This is a genomic window from Exiguobacterium sp. Helios (genome assembly GCF_014524545.1).
Lineage (GTDB): Bacteria > Bacillota > Bacilli > Exiguobacteriales > Exiguobacteriaceae > Exiguobacterium_A.
Genome location: NZ_CP053557.1, coordinates 1 through 16,669, shown reverse-complemented (window position 1 = coordinate 16,669; position 16,669 = coordinate 1). Strand labels below are relative to the sequence as shown.

At 49.6% G+C, this 16,669-nt stretch carries 15 protein-coding genes, 10 tRNA genes, 2 rRNA genes and 1 other annotated feature; of the genes, 24 read left to right on the top strand and 3 right to left on the bottom strand.

The window, feature by feature from the left end; genetic code table 11:
• Positions 1 to 11 precede the first annotated feature (11 nt).
• Positions 12 to 1,463, bottom strand: a complete 1,452-nt coding sequence (locus HNY42_RS00135; RefSeq protein WP_131503447.1) for a nicotinate phosphoribosyltransferase — start codon at positions 1,461 to 1,463, stop codon at positions 12 to 14.
• Positions 1,464 to 1,479: 16 nt separating this feature from the next.
• A complete protein-coding gene (locus HNY42_RS00130) occupies positions 1,480 to 2,013 on the bottom strand; it encodes a cysteine hydrolase family protein (protein WP_131503446.1) in 534 nt (177 codons plus the stop codon).
• A gap of 164 nt (positions 2,014 to 2,177) precedes the next feature.
• Between HNY42_RS00130 and HNY42_RS00125 the strand changes: the two genes are divergently transcribed.
• From HNY42_RS00125 to HNY42_RS00115, 3 genes are read left to right on the top strand one after another with little or no spacing between them, the layout of a single operon-like run.
• The gene (locus HNY42_RS00125; RefSeq protein ID WP_026827240.1) at positions 2,178 to 2,453 is read left to right on the top strand and encodes a 4a-hydroxytetrahydrobiopterin dehydratase; all 276 of its coding nucleotides are present in this window, start codon (positions 2,178 to 2,180) and stop codon (positions 2,451 to 2,453) included.
• Complete coding sequence (locus HNY42_RS00120) at positions 2,443 to 2,937, top strand: hypothetical protein (protein ID WP_131503445.1); 495 nt, start codon at positions 2,443 to 2,445, stop codon at positions 2,935 to 2,937. The genes HNY42_RS00125 and HNY42_RS00120 overlap by 11 nt, the downstream gene beginning before the upstream one ends.
• 33 nt (positions 2,938 to 2,970) lie before the next feature.
• Positions 2,971 to 3,234: a hypothetical protein gene (locus tag HNY42_RS00115; RefSeq protein WP_026827242.1), complete on the top strand. Its 264-nt coding sequence runs from the start codon at positions 2,971 to 2,973 to the stop codon at positions 3,232 to 3,234.
• Between the two features lie 72 nt (positions 3,235 to 3,306).
• On the opposite strand, the gene HNY42_RS00110 is transcribed toward HNY42_RS00115, so the two are convergent.
• Complete coding sequence (locus tag HNY42_RS00110) at positions 3,307 to 4,053, bottom strand: rhomboid family intramembrane serine protease (RefSeq protein WP_131503444.1); 747 nt, start codon at positions 4,051 to 4,053, stop codon at positions 3,307 to 3,309.
• A 68-nt stretch (positions 4,054 to 4,121) separates the two neighbouring features.
• Here HNY42_RS00110 and acpS point away from each other — a divergent pair, with 68 nt between their 5' ends.
• From acpS to HNY42_RS00005, 21 genes are all read left to right on the top strand, one after another.
• Entirely contained in the window at positions 4,122 to 4,508 is a 387-nt protein-coding gene (gene acpS, locus HNY42_RS00105) for a holo-ACP synthase (RefSeq protein ID WP_131503443.1), read from the top strand.
• The gene (gene alr / locus HNY42_RS00100; RefSeq protein WP_131503442.1) at positions 4,480 to 5,553 is read left to right on the top strand and encodes an alanine racemase; all 1,074 of its coding nucleotides are present in this window, start codon (positions 4,480 to 4,482) and stop codon (positions 5,551 to 5,553) included. Before acpS ends, alr begins: the two co-directional genes overlap by 29 nt.
• Positions 5,554 to 5,692: 139 nt before the next feature.
• The gene (locus HNY42_RS00095; protein WP_012371670.1) at positions 5,693 to 5,917 is read left to right on the top strand and encodes a hypothetical protein; all 225 of its coding nucleotides are present in this window, start codon (positions 5,693 to 5,695) and stop codon (positions 5,915 to 5,917) included.
• A 3-nt stretch (positions 5,918 to 5,920) separates the two neighbouring features.
• Complete coding sequence (locus tag HNY42_RS00090; RefSeq protein WP_014971520.1) at positions 5,921 to 6,271, top strand: type II toxin-antitoxin system PemK/MazF family toxin; 351 nt, start codon at positions 5,921 to 5,923, stop codon at positions 6,269 to 6,271.
• A 202-nt stretch (positions 6,272 to 6,473) separates the two neighbouring features.
• Complete coding sequence (locus tag HNY42_RS00085; RefSeq protein ID WP_012371668.1) at positions 6,474 to 6,800, top strand: STAS domain-containing protein; 327 nt, start codon at positions 6,474 to 6,476, stop codon at positions 6,798 to 6,800.
• On the top strand, positions 6,797 to 7,279 hold the full coding sequence (gene rsbW, locus HNY42_RS00080) for an anti-sigma B factor RsbW (protein ID WP_012371667.1): 483 nt from the start codon (positions 6,797 to 6,799) through the stop codon (positions 7,277 to 7,279). Before HNY42_RS00085 ends, rsbW begins: the two co-directional genes overlap by 4 nt.
• Positions 7,245 to 8,042: an RNA polymerase sigma factor SigB gene (sigB, locus tag HNY42_RS00075; protein WP_012371666.1), complete on the top strand. Its 798-nt coding sequence runs from the start codon at positions 7,245 to 7,247 to the stop codon at positions 8,040 to 8,042. Before rsbW ends, sigB begins: the two co-directional genes overlap by 35 nt.
• Positions 8,043 to 8,109: 67 nt before the next feature.
• Positions 8,110 to 10,230: a Tex family protein gene (locus HNY42_RS00070; protein ID WP_188004853.1), complete on the top strand. Its 2,121-nt coding sequence runs from the start codon at positions 8,110 to 8,112 to the stop codon at positions 10,228 to 10,230.
• Positions 10,227 to 10,667, top strand: a complete 441-nt coding sequence (locus HNY42_RS00065) for a SprT family protein (RefSeq protein WP_131973459.1) — start codon at positions 10,227 to 10,229, stop codon at positions 10,665 to 10,667. Before HNY42_RS00070 ends, HNY42_RS00065 begins: the two co-directional genes overlap by 4 nt.
• Positions 10,668 to 10,816: 149 nt before the next feature.
• Positions 10,817 to 10,891, top strand: a tRNA-Asn gene (locus tag HNY42_RS00060).
• Between the two features lie 8 nt (positions 10,892 to 10,899).
• Positions 10,900 to 10,991: transfer RNA gene (locus HNY42_RS00055), tRNA-Ser, on the top strand.
• Between the two features lie 49 nt (positions 10,992 to 11,040).
• Positions 11,041 to 11,115 (top strand) — tRNA-Glu (locus HNY42_RS00050).
• A gap of 4 nt (positions 11,116 to 11,119) precedes the next feature.
• Positions 11,120 to 11,195: transfer RNA gene (locus tag HNY42_RS00045), tRNA-Val, on the top strand.
• Between the two features lie 34 nt (positions 11,196 to 11,229).
• Positions 11,230 to 11,305 (top strand) — tRNA-Asp (locus HNY42_RS00040).
• Between the two features lie 4 nt (positions 11,306 to 11,309).
• Positions 11,310 to 11,381: transfer RNA gene (locus HNY42_RS00035), tRNA-Gln, on the top strand.
• A gap of 6 nt (positions 11,382 to 11,387) precedes the next feature.
• Positions 11,388 to 11,463 (top strand) — tRNA-Lys (locus tag HNY42_RS00030).
• A gap of 30 nt (positions 11,464 to 11,493) precedes the next feature.
• Positions 11,494 to 11,579 (top strand) — tRNA-Leu (locus HNY42_RS00025).
• A gap of 4 nt (positions 11,580 to 11,583) precedes the next feature.
• Positions 11,584 to 11,660 (top strand) — tRNA-Arg (locus tag HNY42_RS00020).
• 19 nt (positions 11,661 to 11,679) lie between these two features.
• A tRNA-Ile gene (locus tag HNY42_RS00015) sits at positions 11,680 to 11,756 on the top strand.
• 134 nt (positions 11,757 to 11,890) lie between these two features.
• Positions 11,891 to 13,452: ribosomal RNA gene (locus HNY42_RS00010) — 16S ribosomal RNA — on the top strand.
• A 165-nt stretch (positions 13,453 to 13,617) separates the two neighbouring features.
• Positions 13,618 to 16,532: ribosomal RNA gene (locus HNY42_RS00005) — 23S ribosomal RNA — on the top strand.
• Together the 16S and 23S rRNA genes with 10 tRNA genes alongside form the textbook arrangement of a ribosomal RNA operon.
• Before the next feature lie 48 nt (positions 16,533 to 16,580).
• Positions 16,581 to 16,669 (top strand) — a sequence feature (5S ribosomal RNA rRNA prediction is too short).

Sequence of the window (16,669 nt, the reverse complement as noted above, 5' to 3'; positions counted from 1 at the left end):
TGTTCAGGTATTTATTTGAGACCGCTCGCGGTCCGTGTGTCGCGAATCATATCCAGTTTCAGTTTCCAGAGACGGTCGCTGAAGGTGATGGCGTAGACTTCCGGCAGACGGAGGCGTTTGTATTCTTCCCATAGACGACCGATCTGCTGTTCATGGAAATGGCGGCTTTCTTCGATGGTCGGGACCGTGTATACCAGTTCTCCGTCAACGAAAATCGGCGTCAGCAACCGTTCGACGTTAAAGTTCTCGATCCGGTTGCGGAATGACGGATCACGGACGTCGATTAAGTCGATTGCCTCCAGATCAGTCGGATCTTCATCCAGTAACGTCACGTAATCACCTTTGAATTTATTCGTGACGCGGTCGACAATCCGGTACACTTCTTTGATGTGTGGTGTCGTCGTCTTCGCTTTTGAGGACGAGACTTTGATGACCGGAATGAGTTCGCCGTCGACTTCACGTGCGACCAGCTTATAGACCATACCGAGTGCAGGTTGTTCGTATGCTGTGATACCGCGTGTTCCGACGAGGAACGTATTCGCCTGTGCCCCTTGAATCCGTAAATCCTGGATGACGTATTCATCGAGATCACCGGATAAGACGATGTCGACATCCGGGAAGCCGGCTTCATCGAGCATTGTCCGTGCCCGTTTCGATAAGTAGGATAAATCGCCGGAATCAATCCGGATACCGCGCAATTTATGTCCTTTTGCTTCGAGTTCCTTCGCGACGATGATCGCGTTCGGCAAACCGCTTTTCAGCGTGTCGTACGTATCGACGAGTAATGTCGCTTGATCCGGATAGTAGGCAGCAAACGTCCGGAACGCCGTTAATTCATCATCATGGAATTGAATATCGGCATGCTCCATCGTTCCGCCGCACGGAATACCGAAGTCTCGTCCGGCAGAAGCAAGGCTCGTGACATCAAAACCGGCTAAGTACGACGCGCGGGTTCCGAAGTAAGCAGCATCGATGCCTTGGGCACGACGCGCACCGGCTTCGAGGAATTTTGCACCGGGTGCCGATTGACGGATCCGCGCATATTTCGTAGCGATCAGGGATTCGTGGTTAGCGATATTCAAAATCGCCGTCTGCAATAATTTTGCTTCGAAAATCCGGGCTTCGATCCGGACAAGTGGTTCGTTCGGGAAAACGATTTCGCCTTCTTTGACGCTTGAGATGGAACCGGAGAATTTAAAGTTGCGCAATTCCTCTTTGAACTCGTCCGGGAAACCGATCATTTTTTGGAGATACGTAATGTCCTCTTCTGTAAAACGGAGGGTCTGAACATATTCGATGATATTTTCGAGCCCGGCGAAGACGACATAACCCCCTTCGAACGGGTTTGACCGATAGTAGACGTCAAAGACAGCGCGTTCATTATGACGTCCTTCCTGCCAATAAATATACATCCACCGTGGCAGATAAAGATCAGTATGAAGTGCAAGATTACGTTGTAACATGAAGACAGATCCCTTCTTATTCGCCGACGACATCTGCGCCGATCGATTGTTTGAAATGCGTAAGTGCCCAGTCATGGCCGGCCGCGTTAAAACTTGCGACGGCGTCGGCATGGACGACGATTTTATATCCCAGATTGTAGGCATCGACCGCTGTGTGCAGGACGCAGATATCCGTACAGACACCGACGAGATGAACTTCGTGAATCGAACGTTCCCGTAACCGTAAATCAAGATCCGTTCCGGCAAAAGCACTGTACCGTGTTTTATCGATGACATGATCTGCGACACGTGCCATCTCAGCTACTTGTCCGAAAAGATCTCTGCCATGAGTACCACGGATGTTGTGGGGTGGGAAGAGGACGGTTTCCGGATGGAAGGTGTCTCCTTCTTCGTGAATATCGTTTGCGATGACGACATAATCCTCTGATGAGAACTCATCCATCAGTGAAGCGATGCGTCCTTCAATGGCCTGTCCTGGTTTTCCGCACGTCAACTTTCCTTCATCGGCTACAAAATCAACCGTATAATCAATCACGATAAGCGCACGCATGAGCGTCTGCCCCTTTCTTTTTTGGGAGATAGTGTTCTCCTTCACATTGTACTCTATCTGTGCCAGAAGACAAAAGGAAGAAATCCATCGGCGAGAGGTATAAGAAACCGGAAAAGTAGGGTATAAGGTATAGGACGAAAATAATGGTGGAGGAGGAAAATGGCATGAAAAGGTTGAATGAGTATGAAGTGGAAGAACGTCTGGAAGGACTGGCGGAATGGCGTGTCGTCGATGACGAAATCGTCCGTGTCTATACATTGGATTCATTCCCGGCAGCACTTGATTTTGTACAGGAGGTTGGTTCGATAGCGGAACATCTCAACCATCATCCGAGAATCATCATTGACTATAAGAACGTTACGCTTGCTGCGACGACCCACGATTCAGGCGGTCTGACTAGCAAAGACTTCGAACTCGCGGAGGCCTGTGATGCCATCTAAACTTTCCATAACATTCGGTAGCGGCAGTTTTGTTGATCAAATTCGATCGCGTGATCCTCAGATTCGAGCAGCAAGTGGAAGCGGTGAGGCTCTTTTGTTTATTGAAACAGAAGGGAAGTCCCCGTTTCAAAGCGGCAACACATATACATTACTCGAAACACGCGGTAATTTTGATGAACAAGGCAGTTTATTTTATTGGTCGATTCCGGCAGATCAAAACAGCGGCGATTTATTTGTCCATCATGTCATGTCGGATCCAAAAGTACTGGGTGCGGAATACGACAGTTTCAAAGCCGTTCGGATCGCCCGCGTCGAGCGCGGAACAGATTTGGTCCTGTTGATTCAGTTCAACAATGACACGGATGCTTCGCGTTATGCGAAATCAGTTGAACGACTGACCGTCGACCAGTATGCTGAAGAGGCAGGGAAGTCTTTTTCGCCTTCTCCGGTCATGAAACGGTATCAGCTTTTACCACCACTTTAAGAAACAGTTAAATTAGTCTAGGGGGAAAAACAGATGAAAAAGAATTACTTTTTAGTAGCAACACTTGGCGGAGCACTCGTAGGTGCCACATTATCCATGCTTCATAAAGATACACGTCAATCGCAACTGGCTGCGGTCAAACGCACATTTGGCGGAGCGGGAACACAACTTTCAGCTGTTAAGCAGGATCCGAAAGGCCGTTTTGAAGAACTTCGCGCTTTATATACAGATAACCAAGAAACGATTCACAACTTGATCGATGATATCAAAGATCTTGCGGAATCATTACGTAAATAAGCGAATAGGGAAAGCGAGCCTGTCTAAATTTCGAAAATCGGAATTCAGACAGGCTCGCTTTTTTGTTCTTTTTTAAATGAATCGAGCCAGCAGACCAAACACGGCAAAGGCGACGATGACATAAAAGATGATCCGTCCGAGTTGTCCGGAACCGCTCGTATGAATGATACGACCGCCTGATGCAGGACGCCTTCCGCTATTGAATGGTCGTGTAAACGGTACGGTGCCTTTTCCGAAAATGAAGCCGGCAAGGAATCCGAGCACGAAACCATATAAATGACCGAAGACAGAGACATTTGAACCGAGTAATGTGAAGATTGCTGTGATGGCACTAAAGATATAAACGAGACGTGCATCATCGGCTGAGATGACGGTCCGTTTGAAACGGCCGAGGTAGACGTAAAAACCGAGCAATCCTAAAATAGCACCCGATGCCCCGGCTTGACCATAAAGCGGTTCATTGATTTTCGTGAAATACGTCAAGACGTTCGCGAGCGTACCGACTAAAAGATAGAAGGAAGCAAACTTCGCGTGACCAATCATCCGCTCTAGCGCAGGTGCAAAAATGATCAGGGCAAACGTGTTGAAGGCGATATGCCAAAAATCATAATGCAGGAACGTCGCCGTCACGACACGCCACCATTCCCCGTTCCCGATGAACAAGTTGATGGCTGCCCCGTAATTGAGCGGCGAAAAGCCAAAGTTGAAAAAGACGTTTAACTGTTCGATGACAAACAGGACAACTTGGATTAAAATGAACAACGAAACGACCGGATAAGAACGTGTGAACGTTTGTAGGTTTTCCGTTCGACTAAACATGACAACACCTCGCTTCCTCTTCATTCTATATGAAGATGGCGAAGAATAGAACTGTGGAGGCGTCAGGAATGATTTTTGGAATAGGACTCGATCTCGTAGAACTGGAACAAATTCGCCGAACGCTCGAGCGTCAACCGCGTATCGTTAAACGGATTTTGACGGCAGAAGAACAAAAACGGTTTCATACGTTATCCGACGGGCGTAAGCTTGAGTATCTCGCAGGACGGTTCGCTGCCAAAGAAGCGTTTGTCAAAGCGTTTGGAACCGGCATCGGTGCCGAAGTATCCTGGCTCGATCTCGAAGTGTTGAATGAAGCCTCGGGACGCCCGGTCATGACAGGACCGTTTGAAGGGACGATTCATCTCTCGATTACCCATTCCGACCATTATGCGGCTGCACAAGTCTTATTAGAAAAGAGGAGTTCAGATGTATCGACCAACTTGGATAGAAATTGATCGCGACGCAATCGCCCACAATGTACGTGAAATCAAGGCCAAAATCGGTCATCAAACGATGATGGCCGTCGTAAAGGCGGATGGATACGGACATGGTGCCGTGACGGTCGCGGAAATCGCTTTGGCAAACGGGGCAGATTTGCTGGCCGTCGCCTTGCTTGAAGAAGCAATCGAGTTACGGGAAGCGGGGATTCAGGCGCCGATTTTAATGCTCGAAACGCTTTTGCCGGAACACGCACCGATCGCCTCGAACTATGATGTTGCCGTGCCTGTTTTTTCAGCAGACTGGTTGCGGGAAGCGAAACAGCATTTAACGGACGTCGATCATTTACGACTCCATATTAAAGTCGACAGCGGAATGGGACGTCTTGGACTCCAGACACTGGAAGAGTTGGATGCCGTCTTAAAAGAGCTGGACTCGGATGTGATGGAGCTCGAAGGCATCTATACGCATTTCGCGACGGCTGATGAATTGAACAGCCGGTTGTTTGACGAACAACAGACCGTTTTTCTGCGTTTCGTCGAACGTGTGCCCGGCATTCGGTATATCCATGCGGCCAACTCGGCCGGCGCCATCCGTTTAATTGGACAGGACCCGTTTAATGTCGTCCGGATTGGGATTGCGTTATACGGAGCAATGCCGTCAGATGAAATGATTCCATTTTACGAATTTTTACGACCGGCTTTTTCACTAAAAAGTCGTCTGATGCAGATCAAACAGGTTGAACCCGGTCAAACGATCAGTTACGGTGCGACGTATACGGCTCCGACGGATGAGTGGATCGGAACGGTCCCGATTGGATACGCCGATGGCTGGTCTCGTAAATTCCAAGGATACTCATTGCTTGTCGACGGTTATCCGTGTGAAATCGTCGGACGGGTCTGTATGGACCGGTTAATGATCCGCTTACCGCACGACTATCCAATCGGAACAGAAGTCACATTGATCGGGCAAGGGGTACCGATTGATGAGGCCGCTCACTGGTTAGGGACGATCAACTACGAAGTACTGTGTCAGTTTTCGAAGCGTGTCCCGCGTATCTAGTTTTTGAAAAGACATCAATATGATGGTAAAAAAATGTTATTTGTTTGAATTTTGATTGTATTTTCTGAATTTGACTGATATATTGAAGTGGAAGTGAGTCGTTCGTTAAGGTTTCAGTGAATCTGGAGGTGCCATTATCTTGGTCCAACAACGGGAAAAGCAATTTGTTGAACGAAATGTAGCGAAGGAGACGATTGGGATGAAGTCGAACCATACGACCGAAGAACGCAAGCGTCAGCTACGTGAGGAATTGAAACGTGGTTACGAAGAAATGGCAGCGATCAATTTATCAATCGTTGGCGAAATGTTCCAGATTGAAACGGAGGCGGAGTTCTCGCTCCTACGTCAAGTAAGCGGGGTGTAAGCTTTGATAGTCAAACGTGGCGACGTGTTTTATGCAAATTTGTCACCTGTGGTCGGATCGGAACAAGGAGGCGTTCGTCCTGTCCTTGTCCTACAAAATGATATTGGTAACCGATTCAGCCCAACTGTAATCGTGGCTGCGATCACGGCACAGATCGACAAAGCCAAACTACCGACCCATGTGGAAGTATATCGAGAGCGACACGGATTAGAACGTGATTCGGTCATCCTACTTGAGCAGGTCCGTACAATCGACAAACGCCGTCTAACGGATAAAGTCACGCACCTAGATCCTGACACGATGATGAAAGTAAATAGTGCCGTCGCGATCAGCCTAGGCTTGATTGATTTCTAGGCACTTACATATAACAGCGAGAAGAGTCGATACATCTGTATACGACTTTTTTTGAACATTTTTTTAAATTTTGGTTTAAAGATGTTCAAATGCGGGAATTACATCAGAGTGACCTTTTCTTTAAGGAGGGTCAGCCCATACTATTTAAACCAAATAGATAGAGAGAACACATAGCAGATTTTCCTTGAGGAGGAACTTGAAGATGGATTTAACAATCAAAACAGAACAATTGGATGGTCAGACGCATCTCTATATCGCAGGAGAGATTGATACGTATACAGCACCGAAACTTCGTCAGGAACTTGTACCGGCAGTCGAAACAAATGACGTCGTTGTTCATTTGGACGAAATTCATTATATGGATTCAACAGGCCTTGGCGTATTTGTCGGAGCGCTTAAAGCATCAAAGAAAAACGGAACATCATTCACACTCGTCGGTGTTTCGGAACGGATTCGCCGTTTGTTCGAAATTACAGGTCTTTCAAGCATCATTACAATCGATAGTGGTGTACGAGGTGGAACACAATGAAGAACGAACAACTTGAAATGACACTTCCGGCAAAACCGGAGTATGTTGCAATTGCCCGATTAACCGTTTCAGGTGTCGCGAATCGGATGGGTTACACTTACGACGATATCGAAGACATTAAAATTGCTGTTTCTGAAGCATGTGCGAATGCCGTCCAGCATGCGTATGAAGGAGAACAAGATGGATCGATGGCTTTAACGTGTAACGTTTACCCGGACGATCGTCTTGAAATCATTGTCAAAGACAATGGTGTGACGTTCGATAAAGACAGCGTGAAGCGTCAAAGTGAACCAATCACGGAATCGCATGATTTAGACTCTCTGCACGAGGGGGGACTAGGGATCTTAATGATCGAAGCACTCATGGATCAAGTCACGATCGAGAAAGCAAACGGCGTCACTGTCCATATGACAAAATATATGAATAGAGATGAGGTGGGTCAAAGTGCCAGCAAAGTCTCAACAACGCCATCACAGTGACGATGAAGTCCTTCGTCTGATTGACCTGTACCAACAAGATGATCAAGATGAAGAAGTTCATGCTGCTTTACTTGCCCGGTATTCCGATCTCGTTGAGGCGCTTGCCCGTAAGTTCTCACGTGGCCGTCCGATTCATGATGATCTCGTCCAAGTCGGGATGATTGGTCTGCTTGCCGCACTTCGTCGTTTTGATAAAGAGTTCGGTCGTAGTTTCGAATCGTTTGCCGTTCCGACCATCATTGGTGAGATCAAACGGTTTATCCGCGATAAGACATGGAGTGTTCACGTGCCGCGTCGTATCAAGGAACTGGGACCGAAAATCAAGAAAGCCGTCGAAGAACTGACGACAGAATTGCAACGTTCACCGCGAATCGATGAAATTGCAGCCCGGTTGGAAGTATCGGAAGAGGAAGTTCTTGAAACGCTTGAGATGGGTAAAAGTTACCAAGCCTTGTCCGTCGACAGCTCAATTGAAGCGGATCAAGAAGGCAGTACGGTGACATTACTTGACCTCGTCGGTAACCAGGAAAACGGATATGATTCGGTGGATCAAAAGCTGATTCTTGAAAAAGCGTTTGCTGTTTTGACGGACCGGGAACGCTCGATTTTAGAATGTGCGTATTACCGGAACATGAGTCAAAAAGAAACCGGAGAGCTCCTTGGAATTTCGCAAATGCATGTGTCGCGTCTTCAGCGTCGTGCATTGCAAAAATTACGGGAAGCCATCAAAGTAGAACCAAACGAAGTATTTTCAAAAGACTGATGCGGAAGCATCGGTCTTTTTTTGTGTCCTATCGATTCTTCGGTATAATGACAGAGAGGTGAGGAAAATGGAGAAGAGAATCGCAACAGAATTGAACATCAGACCAGCCCAGGTGAAAGCCGTTTTACAATTGACGGAAGACGGAGGAACGATTCCGTTTATCGCCAGGTACCGTAAAGAACAAACCGGTGAACTCGATGAGGTCGAAATCAAAGCAATCCTCGATCGCCATAAAAGCATCACACAACTGGAAACGAAACGAGAAGATGTCCTGCGGAAAATTGAAGAGCAGGGTGTCTTGACGTCCGAGTTAAAACAAAGTTTGATGGGAGCGACGACGTTACAACAAATTGAAGACTTATACTTACCGTTTCGTCCGAAGCGGAGAACAAAAGCTGAAATTGCCCGTGAAGCAGGATTGAGTCCATTTGCCGACTTTTTACGTTCGCCAAAATCATACGATGAACAGCAATTTAATCAGTATGTAGCAGCACATCCGGAAGGCGAGGCAATTGCCGGGGCGCAAGCGATCATCGCAGAAGAATGGGGCGAGCAGGCGAGTGTCCGGGAACATATCCGGAAGACAGCTTACCGGTTTGCAGATATCGTCACGAAACTAAAAAAGGACGCAGTCGACGAAAAACGTGTCTTTGCCCAATACTATGAGTACATTGAACGGATCCGTCAAATCGTGCCGCACCGGATTTTGGCGATTAATCGTGCCGAGGCGTTAAAAATCGTTTCCGTCAAAATCGTCCTCGATGAACAACAGGTATTACCGTACTTGTTGCGACCGTTCAGCCGATTGGCAGAACAAAAACGTCAGTTGGTCGAAGAAGCCGTCCAGACAGGATATAAAAAATCGGTTTTCCCGGCAATCGAGCGGGAACTTCGGAATGAGTTGACCGATAAAGCGGAAAACCAGGCAATTGAAGTGTTCGGAAAAAACTTACGACAACTCTATATGCAACCACCGATGAAAGGGAAAGTGATGTTAGGACTGGATCCTGCATACCGGACCGGATGTAAGTGGGCAGTGATTGATCCGACAGGGGAAGTAAAGGAAGTGGGTGTCGTCTATCTCACGATGTCGGAACAAAAAGCACAGGAGGCACGTCAAGTCTTGACGAAACTCGTGAACCGGTACGGAATCGAATTGATTGCGATCGGAAACGGTACGGCTTCCCGCGAGACCGAATCCTTCGTCGCGGACTGGATTAAAGGACATGATCAAATTGCCTTTACGATTGTTGATGAAGCAGGGGCAAGTATTTATTCGGCGTCAGAAATCGCGCGCACCGAGTTCCCGGATCTACAGGTCGAGCAACGGTCAGCCATCTCGATCGCACGACGCCTGCAGGATCCGTTGGCGGAACTCGTCAAAGTGGACCCGCAATCCGTCGGTGTCGGACAGTACCAACACGATGTCACGCAGACAAAGTTAAAAGAAACACTCGATTTCGTCGTCGAGACGGTCGTTAACCAGGTGGGTGTTGACGTCAATACGGCCTCGGAGTCGTTGCTCGGTTACGTCGCCGGGATTACGAAGGCAACAGCTAAAAAGATTGTCGAACGCCGCTCTGAACTGGGTGCGTTTGCATCCCGGAAAGAATTGCTGAAAGTCCCGCGTTTAGGAGCGAAAGCATATGAACAGGCAGCCGGCTTCTTGCGTATACCGGAAGGCAGTCATCCGCTTGACCGGACACCGATTCACCCGGAACAGTATAAAACCGTTGAATCGTTGTTTAAGCAACTGGATTTATCCTTACAGACCGTGGGAACGGAAACCTTACGGACTCGGCTCGGAGAATTATCTGTACCTGAAACAGCTCAATTGCTTGAAGTCGGTGAACCGACATTACGTGACATTATCGAAGCTTTGCAACGTCCGGAACGGGATCCGCGGGAAGCGCTCGATAAACCGTTACTGCGTCAGGATGTCTTATCGCTCGATATGATTCAAGTCGGAATGGAGTTCCAGGGGACAGTCCGGAATGTACTCGACTTTGGTGCTTTCGTTGATATTGGTGTGAAGGAGAGCGGCCTTGTCCACATCTCGAAGCTCAGTAAAAAACGGGTCAAACACCCGCTTGATGTCATTGCAGTCGGTGATATCGTAACCGTTTGGGTAACGAGTGTCGAACCGGAACGGGGACGGATCGGTCTGACGATGGTCAGTCCGTCATGACGAACGAAGAGTTGCAGCAATACGTCGAGCAACTCTCGCTCGACGTGTTTGCTTTACCTTTTAGACATATTGCACTTTTTAACGATCGCTTACGGACAACCGGGGGACGTTATTTTCTGACAGATCATCATTTGGATTTCAATCGGAGCTATTTAGCCGACCGTAATATCTTTCGCGGAATCGTCATTCATGAGCTGTGCCACTATCATTTACACCTGCGTGGAATGGGACACCGGCACCAGGATCAGGATTTTAAAGAGTGGTTACAACGATACGGAGGACTGCGCTACAGTCCGCGTCTGGAAGAAACGGAAAAAAAGAATCATCTTTATGAGTGTGAGAAATGCGGGACATTATATAGAAGAAAAAGAAAGATGAATCCGGAACGTTACCGTTGCGGACGATGTCGTGGAAAGATTTTTTACAAAAGTAGTTGACGTTCATTTCGGAGCATGATAAATTATAGAAGTCGTCAAAACGACCGCAACTAAACAACTTCTCGTCACTAAAAACTTTTTTAAAAAAGCATTGACGAAGAGAAAGAAAGTTGCTAATATAGAAAAGTGTTCTGAAACGAACGTCACGTTCCGCAATAGCTCAGTGGTAGAGCAACCGGCTGTTAACCGGTAGGTCGTAGGTTCAAATCCTACTTGCGGAGCCATTATCTTTGGAGATGTACCCAAGTGGCTATAAGGGGCGCCCCTGCTAAGGGTGTAGGCCGGGAAACTGGTGCGAGGGTTCGAATCCCTCCATCTCCGCCAGACCTCTTATGTGAATTTGTTACTTGAGAATAATTATCAGTTTTTAAATGGCCCGTTGGTCAAGCGGTTAAGACACCGCCCTTTCACGGCGGTATCACGGGTTCGATTCCCGTACGGGTCACCATTTTGGAGGATTAGCTCAGCTGGGAGAGCATCTGCCTTACAAGCAGAGGGTCGGCGGTTCGATCCCGTCATCCTCCACCATTTTTAATTTCATACTTAAGTTTCACAAAAATGTGGTCCTGTGGTGTAGCGGTTAACATGCCTGCCTGTCACGCAGGAGATCGCGGGTTCGAATCCCGTCAGGACCGCCATTTTTGGGCTGTGGCCAAGTGGTAAGGCACTGGATTTTGATTCCAGCATGCGAAGGTTCGATCCCTTCCAGCCCAGTTTTTCGTGTCATTAGCTCAGTTGGTAGAGCATCTGACTTTTAATCAGAGGGTCGCAGGTTCGAATCCTGCATGACACACCATTTTATTTTTTAAATTCTAATTTTATATTTGCGGTCGTGGCGGAATGGTAGACGCGCTAGGTTGAGGGCCTAGTGGTGGCAACACTGTGGAGGTTCAAGTCCTCTCGACCGCACCATATCGCACCCTTAGCTCAGCTGGATAGAGTACTTGACTACGAATCAAGGGGTCGGGAGTTCGAATCTCTCAGGGTGCACCATATTTTGTTTGCTTTTGACGGGCCTATAGCTCAGCTGGTTAGAGCGCACGCCTGATAAGCGTGAGGTCGGTGGTTCGAGTCCACTTAGGCCCACCATTTTCAAAACAAACGATGACGAACTTTGAAAACTGAACGATGAGGCAAAAAAACGTATCTTCGGATACAAACAATGAATGAAGCGCAAGCTTCGTCAACGTGACTTCGGTCACAAAAACGAGCAAGTCAAACACTTTATGGAGAGTTTGATCCTGGCTCAGGACGAACGCTGGCGGCGTGCCTAATACATGCAAGTCGAGCGCAGGAAGCTCACGGAACTCTTCGGAGGGAAGTGAAGGGAATGAGCGGCGGACGGGTGAGTAACACGTAAGGAACCTGCCCCAAGGATTGGGATAACTCCGAGAAATCGGAGCTAATACCGAATAGTTCTTCAGACCGCATGGTCTGATGATGAAAGGCGCTCCGGCGTCACCTTGGGATGGCCTTGCGGTGCATTAGCTAGTTGGTGGGGTAATGGCCCACCAAGGCGACGATGCATAGCCGACCTGAGAGGGTGATCGGCCACACTGGGACTGAGACACGGCCCAGACTCCTACGGGAGGCAGCAGTAGGGAATCTTCCACAATGGACGAAAGTCTGATGGAGCAACGCCGCGTGAGTGATGAAGGTTTTCGGATCGTAAAACTCTGTTGTAAGGGAAGAACAAGTACGAGAGGTAATGCTCGTACCTTGACGGTACCTTGCGAGAAAGCCACGGCTAACTACGTGCCAGCAGCCGCGGTAATACGTAGGTGGCAAGCGTTGTCCGGAATTATTGGGCGTAAAGCGCGCGCAGGCGGCCTTTTAAGTCTGATGTGAAAGCCCCCGGCTCAACCGGGGAGGGTCATTGGAAACTGGAAGGCTTGAGTACAGAAGAGAAGAGTGGAATTCCATGTGTAGCGGTGAAATGCGTAGAGATGTGGAGGAACACCAGTGGCGAAGGCGACTCTTTGGTCTGTAACTGACGCTGAGGCGCGAAAGCGTGGGGAGCAAACAGGATTAGATACCCTGGTAGTCCACGCCGTAAACGATGAGTGCTAGGTGTTGGGGGGTTTCCGCCCCTCAGTGCTGAAGCTAACGCATTAAGCACTCCGCCTGGGGAGTACGGCCGCAAGGCTGAAACTCAAAGGAATTGACGGGGACCCGCACAAGCGGTGGAGCATGTGGTTTAATTCGAAGCAACGCGAAGAACCTTACCAACTCTTGACATCCCCTTGACCGCTTGAGAGATCAAGTTTTCCCTTCGGGGACAAGGGTGACAGGTGGTGCATGGTTGTCGTCAGCTCGTGTCGTGAGATGTTGGGTTAAGTCCCGCAACGAGCGCAACCCCTATCCTTAGTTGCCAGCATTCAGTTGGGCACTCTAGGGAGACTGCCGGTGACAAACCGGAGGAAGGTGGGGATGACGTCAAATCATCATGCCCCTTATGAGTTGGGCTACACACGTGCTACAATGGACGGTACAAAGGGCAGCGAGACCGCGAGGTGGAGCCAATCCCAGAAAGCCGTTCCCAGTTCGGATTGCAGGCTGCAACTCGCCTGCATGAAGTCGGAATCGCTAGTAATCGCAGGTCAGCATACTGCGGTGAATACGTTCCCGGGTCTTGTACACACCGCCCGTCACACCACGAGAGTTTGCAACACCCGAAGCCGGTGAGGTAACCGCAAGGAGCCAGCCGTCGAAGGTGGGGTAGATGATTGGGGTGAAGTCGTAACAAGGTAGCCGTATCGGAAGGTGCGGCTGGATCACCTCCTTTCTAAGGAAAACGTCCCTTACGGGACATGCCCATCGTTCAGTTTTGAGAGCTCGTCTCTCAGTCTCGCAAGAGACACTCGCACCTTGAAAACTGAAGACATCAACAAGACATCAAATTTTTATAACCATGTCATTAGACGTGTGTTCTTAGAATACCAAAATGCTAGATCAAGGTATGAAGGGCGTACGGTGGATGCCTTGGCACTAGGAGCCGATGAAGGACGCGACGAACAGCGATATGCTTCGGGGAGCAGTAAGTATGCTTTGATCCGAGGATTTCCGAATGGGGGAACCCACCATCCGTAATGGGATGGGACATGTTACATGAATACATAGTGTAGCGTGAGGCAGACCCGGGGAACTGAAACATCTAAGTACCCGGAGGAAGAGAAAGCAAATGCGATTCCCTGAGTAGCGGCGAGCGAAACGGGAACAGCCCAAACCGGAGAGCATGCTCTCCGGGGTTGTAGGACACTCTATACGGAGTCAAAAAGGAAGACAGTAGGTGAACGACCTGGAAAGGTCGGCCGAAGAAGGTGACAGCCCTGTAGCTGAAACTGTTTTCCCTCCAGAGTGGATCCTGAGTACGGCGGGACACGTGAAACCCCGTCGGAATCCGGGAGGACCATCTCCCAAGGCTAAATACTCCCTAGTGACCGATAGTGAACCAGTACCGTGAGGGAAAGGTGAAAAGCACCCCGGAAGGGGAGTGAAATAGATCCTGAAACCGTATGCCTACAAGTAGTCAGAGCCCGTTAATGGGTGATGGCGTGCCTTTTGTAGAATGAACCGGCGAGTTACGATAGCGCGCGAGGTTAAGCTGATGAGGCGGAGCCGTAGCGAAAGCGAGTCTGAATAGGGCGCCATAGTGCGTTGTCGTAGACCCGAAACCAGGTGATCTACCCATGTCCAGGATGAAGGTCAGGTAACACTGACTGGAGGTCCGAACCCACGCACGTTGAAAAGTGCGGGGATGAGGTGTGGGTAGCGGTGAAATGCCAATCGAACCTGGAGATAGCTGGTTCTCCCCGAAATAGCTTTAGGGCTAGCCTCGAGGTTGAGAGTTCCGGAGGTAGAGCACTGATTGGACTAGGGGCCCCCACAGGGTTACCGAATTCAGTTAAACTCCGAATGCCGGCAACTTATACTCGGGAGTCAGACTGCGAGTGATAAGATCCGTAGTCAAGAGGGAAACAGCCCAGACCGCCAGCTAAGGTCCCAAAGTGTATGTTAAGTGGAAAAGGATGTGGCGCTGCCTAGACAGCTAGGATGTTGGCTTAGAAGCAGCCACCATTCAAAGAGTGCGTAATAGCTCACTAGTCGAGTGGCGCCGCGCCGAAAATGTAACGGGGCTAAACATACCACCGAAGCTGCGGATTCCGTAAGGAATGGTAGGGGAGCGTTCCAAACCGCTGTGAAGCTGTACCGTAAGGAGCAGTGGAGCGTTTGGAAGTGAGAATGCCGGTGTGAGTAGCGAAAAGAGGGGTGAGAATCCCCTCCGTCGAAAGCCCAAGGTTTCCTGAGGAAGGCTCGTCCGCTCAGGGTTAGTCTGGACCTAAGCCGAGGCCGAAAGGCGTAGGCGATGGATAACAGGTTGATATTCCTGTACCACCGATCCACCGTTTGAACAATGGGGGGACGCAGGAGGATAGTGACGCATGCGGATGGAAGTGCATGTGTAAGTTTCGAGACCGTCTGATTGGCAAATCCGTCAGGCACCAAAGTCGAGGAACGATGCGGAGTCCCGTAGGGACGAAGGTCACGATTTCACACTGCCAAGAAAAGCCTCTAGTGAGGTGGAAGGTGCCAGTACCGTAAACCGACACAGGTAGGCGGGATGAGAATTCTAAGACGCGCGGGATAACTCTCGTTAAGGAACTCGGCAAAATGGTCCCGTAACTTCGGGAGAAGGGACGCTCTACATGAGTAGAGCCGCAGTGAATAGGCCCAAACGACTGTTTAGCAAAAACACAGGTCTCTGCTAAATCGCAAGATGACGTATAGGGGCTGACGCCTGCCCGGTGCTGGAAGGTTAAGGGGATGGGTTAGCGCAAGCGAAGCTTTGAACCGAAGCCCCAGTAAACGGCGGCCGTAACTATAACGGTCCTAAGGTAGCGAAATTCCTTGTCGGGTAAGTTCCGACCCGCACGAAAGGCGTAACGATTTGGGCACTGTCTCAACGAGAGACCCGGTGAAATCATAGTACCTGTGAAGATGCAGGTTACCCGCGACAGGACGGAAAGACCCCATGGAGCTTTACTACAGCCTGATATTGAGGCTTTGTGCATGATGTACAGGATAGGCGGGAGACGTCGAGACCGGAGCGCCAGCTTCGGAGGAGTCACCCTTGGGATACCGCCCTTCATGCATAGAGTCTCTAACTCGCAGCCGTCATCCGGCTGGAGGACCGTGTCAGGCGGGTAGTTTGACTGGGGCGGTCGCCTCCTAAACAGTAACGGAGGCGCCCAAAGGTTCCCTCAGAATGGTTGGAAATCATTCGTAGAGCGCAAAGGCAGAAGGGAGCTTGACTGCGAGACCTACAAGTCGAGCAGGGACGAAAGTCGGGCTTAGTGATCCGGTGGTTCCGCATGGAAGGGCCATCGCTCAACGGATAAAAGCTACCCTGGGGATAACAGGCTGATCTCCCCCAAGAGTCCACATCGACGGGGAGGTTTGGCACCTCGATGTCGGCTCATCGCATCCTGGGGCTGGAGTAGGTCCCAAGGGTTGGGCTGTTCGCCCATTAAAGCGGTACGCGAGCTGGGTTCAGAACGTCGTGAGACAGTTCGGTCCCTATCCGTCGTGGGCGCAGGAAATTTGAGGAGAGCTGTCCTTAGTACGAGAGGACCGGGATGGACGCACCGCTGGTGTACCAGTTGTTCCGCCAGGAGCATCGCTGGGTAGCTACGTGCGGACGGGATAAATGCTGAAAGCATCTAAGCATGAAGCCCCCTCCAAGATGAGATTTCCCTTTGAGTAATCAAGAAAGACCCCTCAGAGACGATGAGGTAGATAGGTCACGGGTGGAAGCATGGCGACATGCGGAGCTGAGTGATACTAATCGGTCGAGGCCTTGTTCTAGCAGATGATCTTGTTGATGACTTCAGTTTTGAGGGCGCGAGCCCGTCGTCTGGTGACGATAGCCAAGTGGTCACACCCGTTCCCATGCCGAACACGGAAGTTAAGCACTTGAACGCCGAAAGTAGTTGGGGGCTTCC

Coding starts and splice junctions, on each gene's coding strand:
- HNY42_RS00135 (WP_131503447.1), bottom strand. CDS start 1,463: ATGTTACAACGTAATCTTGCACTTCATACTGATCTTTATCTGCCACGG.
- HNY42_RS00070 (WP_188004853.1), top strand. CDS start 8,110: ATGGAGAAGAGAATCGCAACAGAATTGAACATCAGACCAGCCCAGGTG.
- rsbW (WP_012371667.1), top strand. CDS start 6,797: ATGAAGAACGAACAACTTGAAATGACACTTCCGGCAAAACCGGAGTAT.
- HNY42_RS00130 (WP_131503446.1), bottom strand. CDS start 2,013: ATGCGTGCGCTTATCGTGATTGATTATACGGTTGATTTTGTAGCCGAT.
- HNY42_RS00065 (WP_131973459.1), top strand. CDS start 10,227: ATGACGAACGAAGAGTTGCAGCAATACGTCGAGCAACTCTCGCTCGAC.
- HNY42_RS00120 (WP_131503445.1), top strand. CDS start 2,443: ATGCCATCTAAACTTTCCATAACATTCGGTAGCGGCAGTTTTGTTGAT.
- HNY42_RS00125 (WP_026827240.1), top strand. CDS start 2,178: ATGAAAAGGTTGAATGAGTATGAAGTGGAAGAACGTCTGGAAGGACTG.
- alr (WP_131503442.1), top strand. CDS start 4,480: ATGTATCGACCAACTTGGATAGAAATTGATCGCGACGCAATCGCCCAC.
- HNY42_RS00115 (WP_026827242.1), top strand. CDS start 2,971: ATGAAAAAGAATTACTTTTTAGTAGCAACACTTGGCGGAGCACTCGTA.
- HNY42_RS00110 (WP_131503444.1), bottom strand. CDS start 4,053: ATGTTTAGTCGAACGGAAAACCTACAAACGTTCACACGTTCTTATCCG.
- HNY42_RS00085 (WP_012371668.1), top strand. CDS start 6,474: ATGGATTTAACAATCAAAACAGAACAATTGGATGGTCAGACGCATCTC.
- acpS (WP_131503443.1), top strand. CDS start 4,122: ATGATTTTTGGAATAGGACTCGATCTCGTAGAACTGGAACAAATTCGC.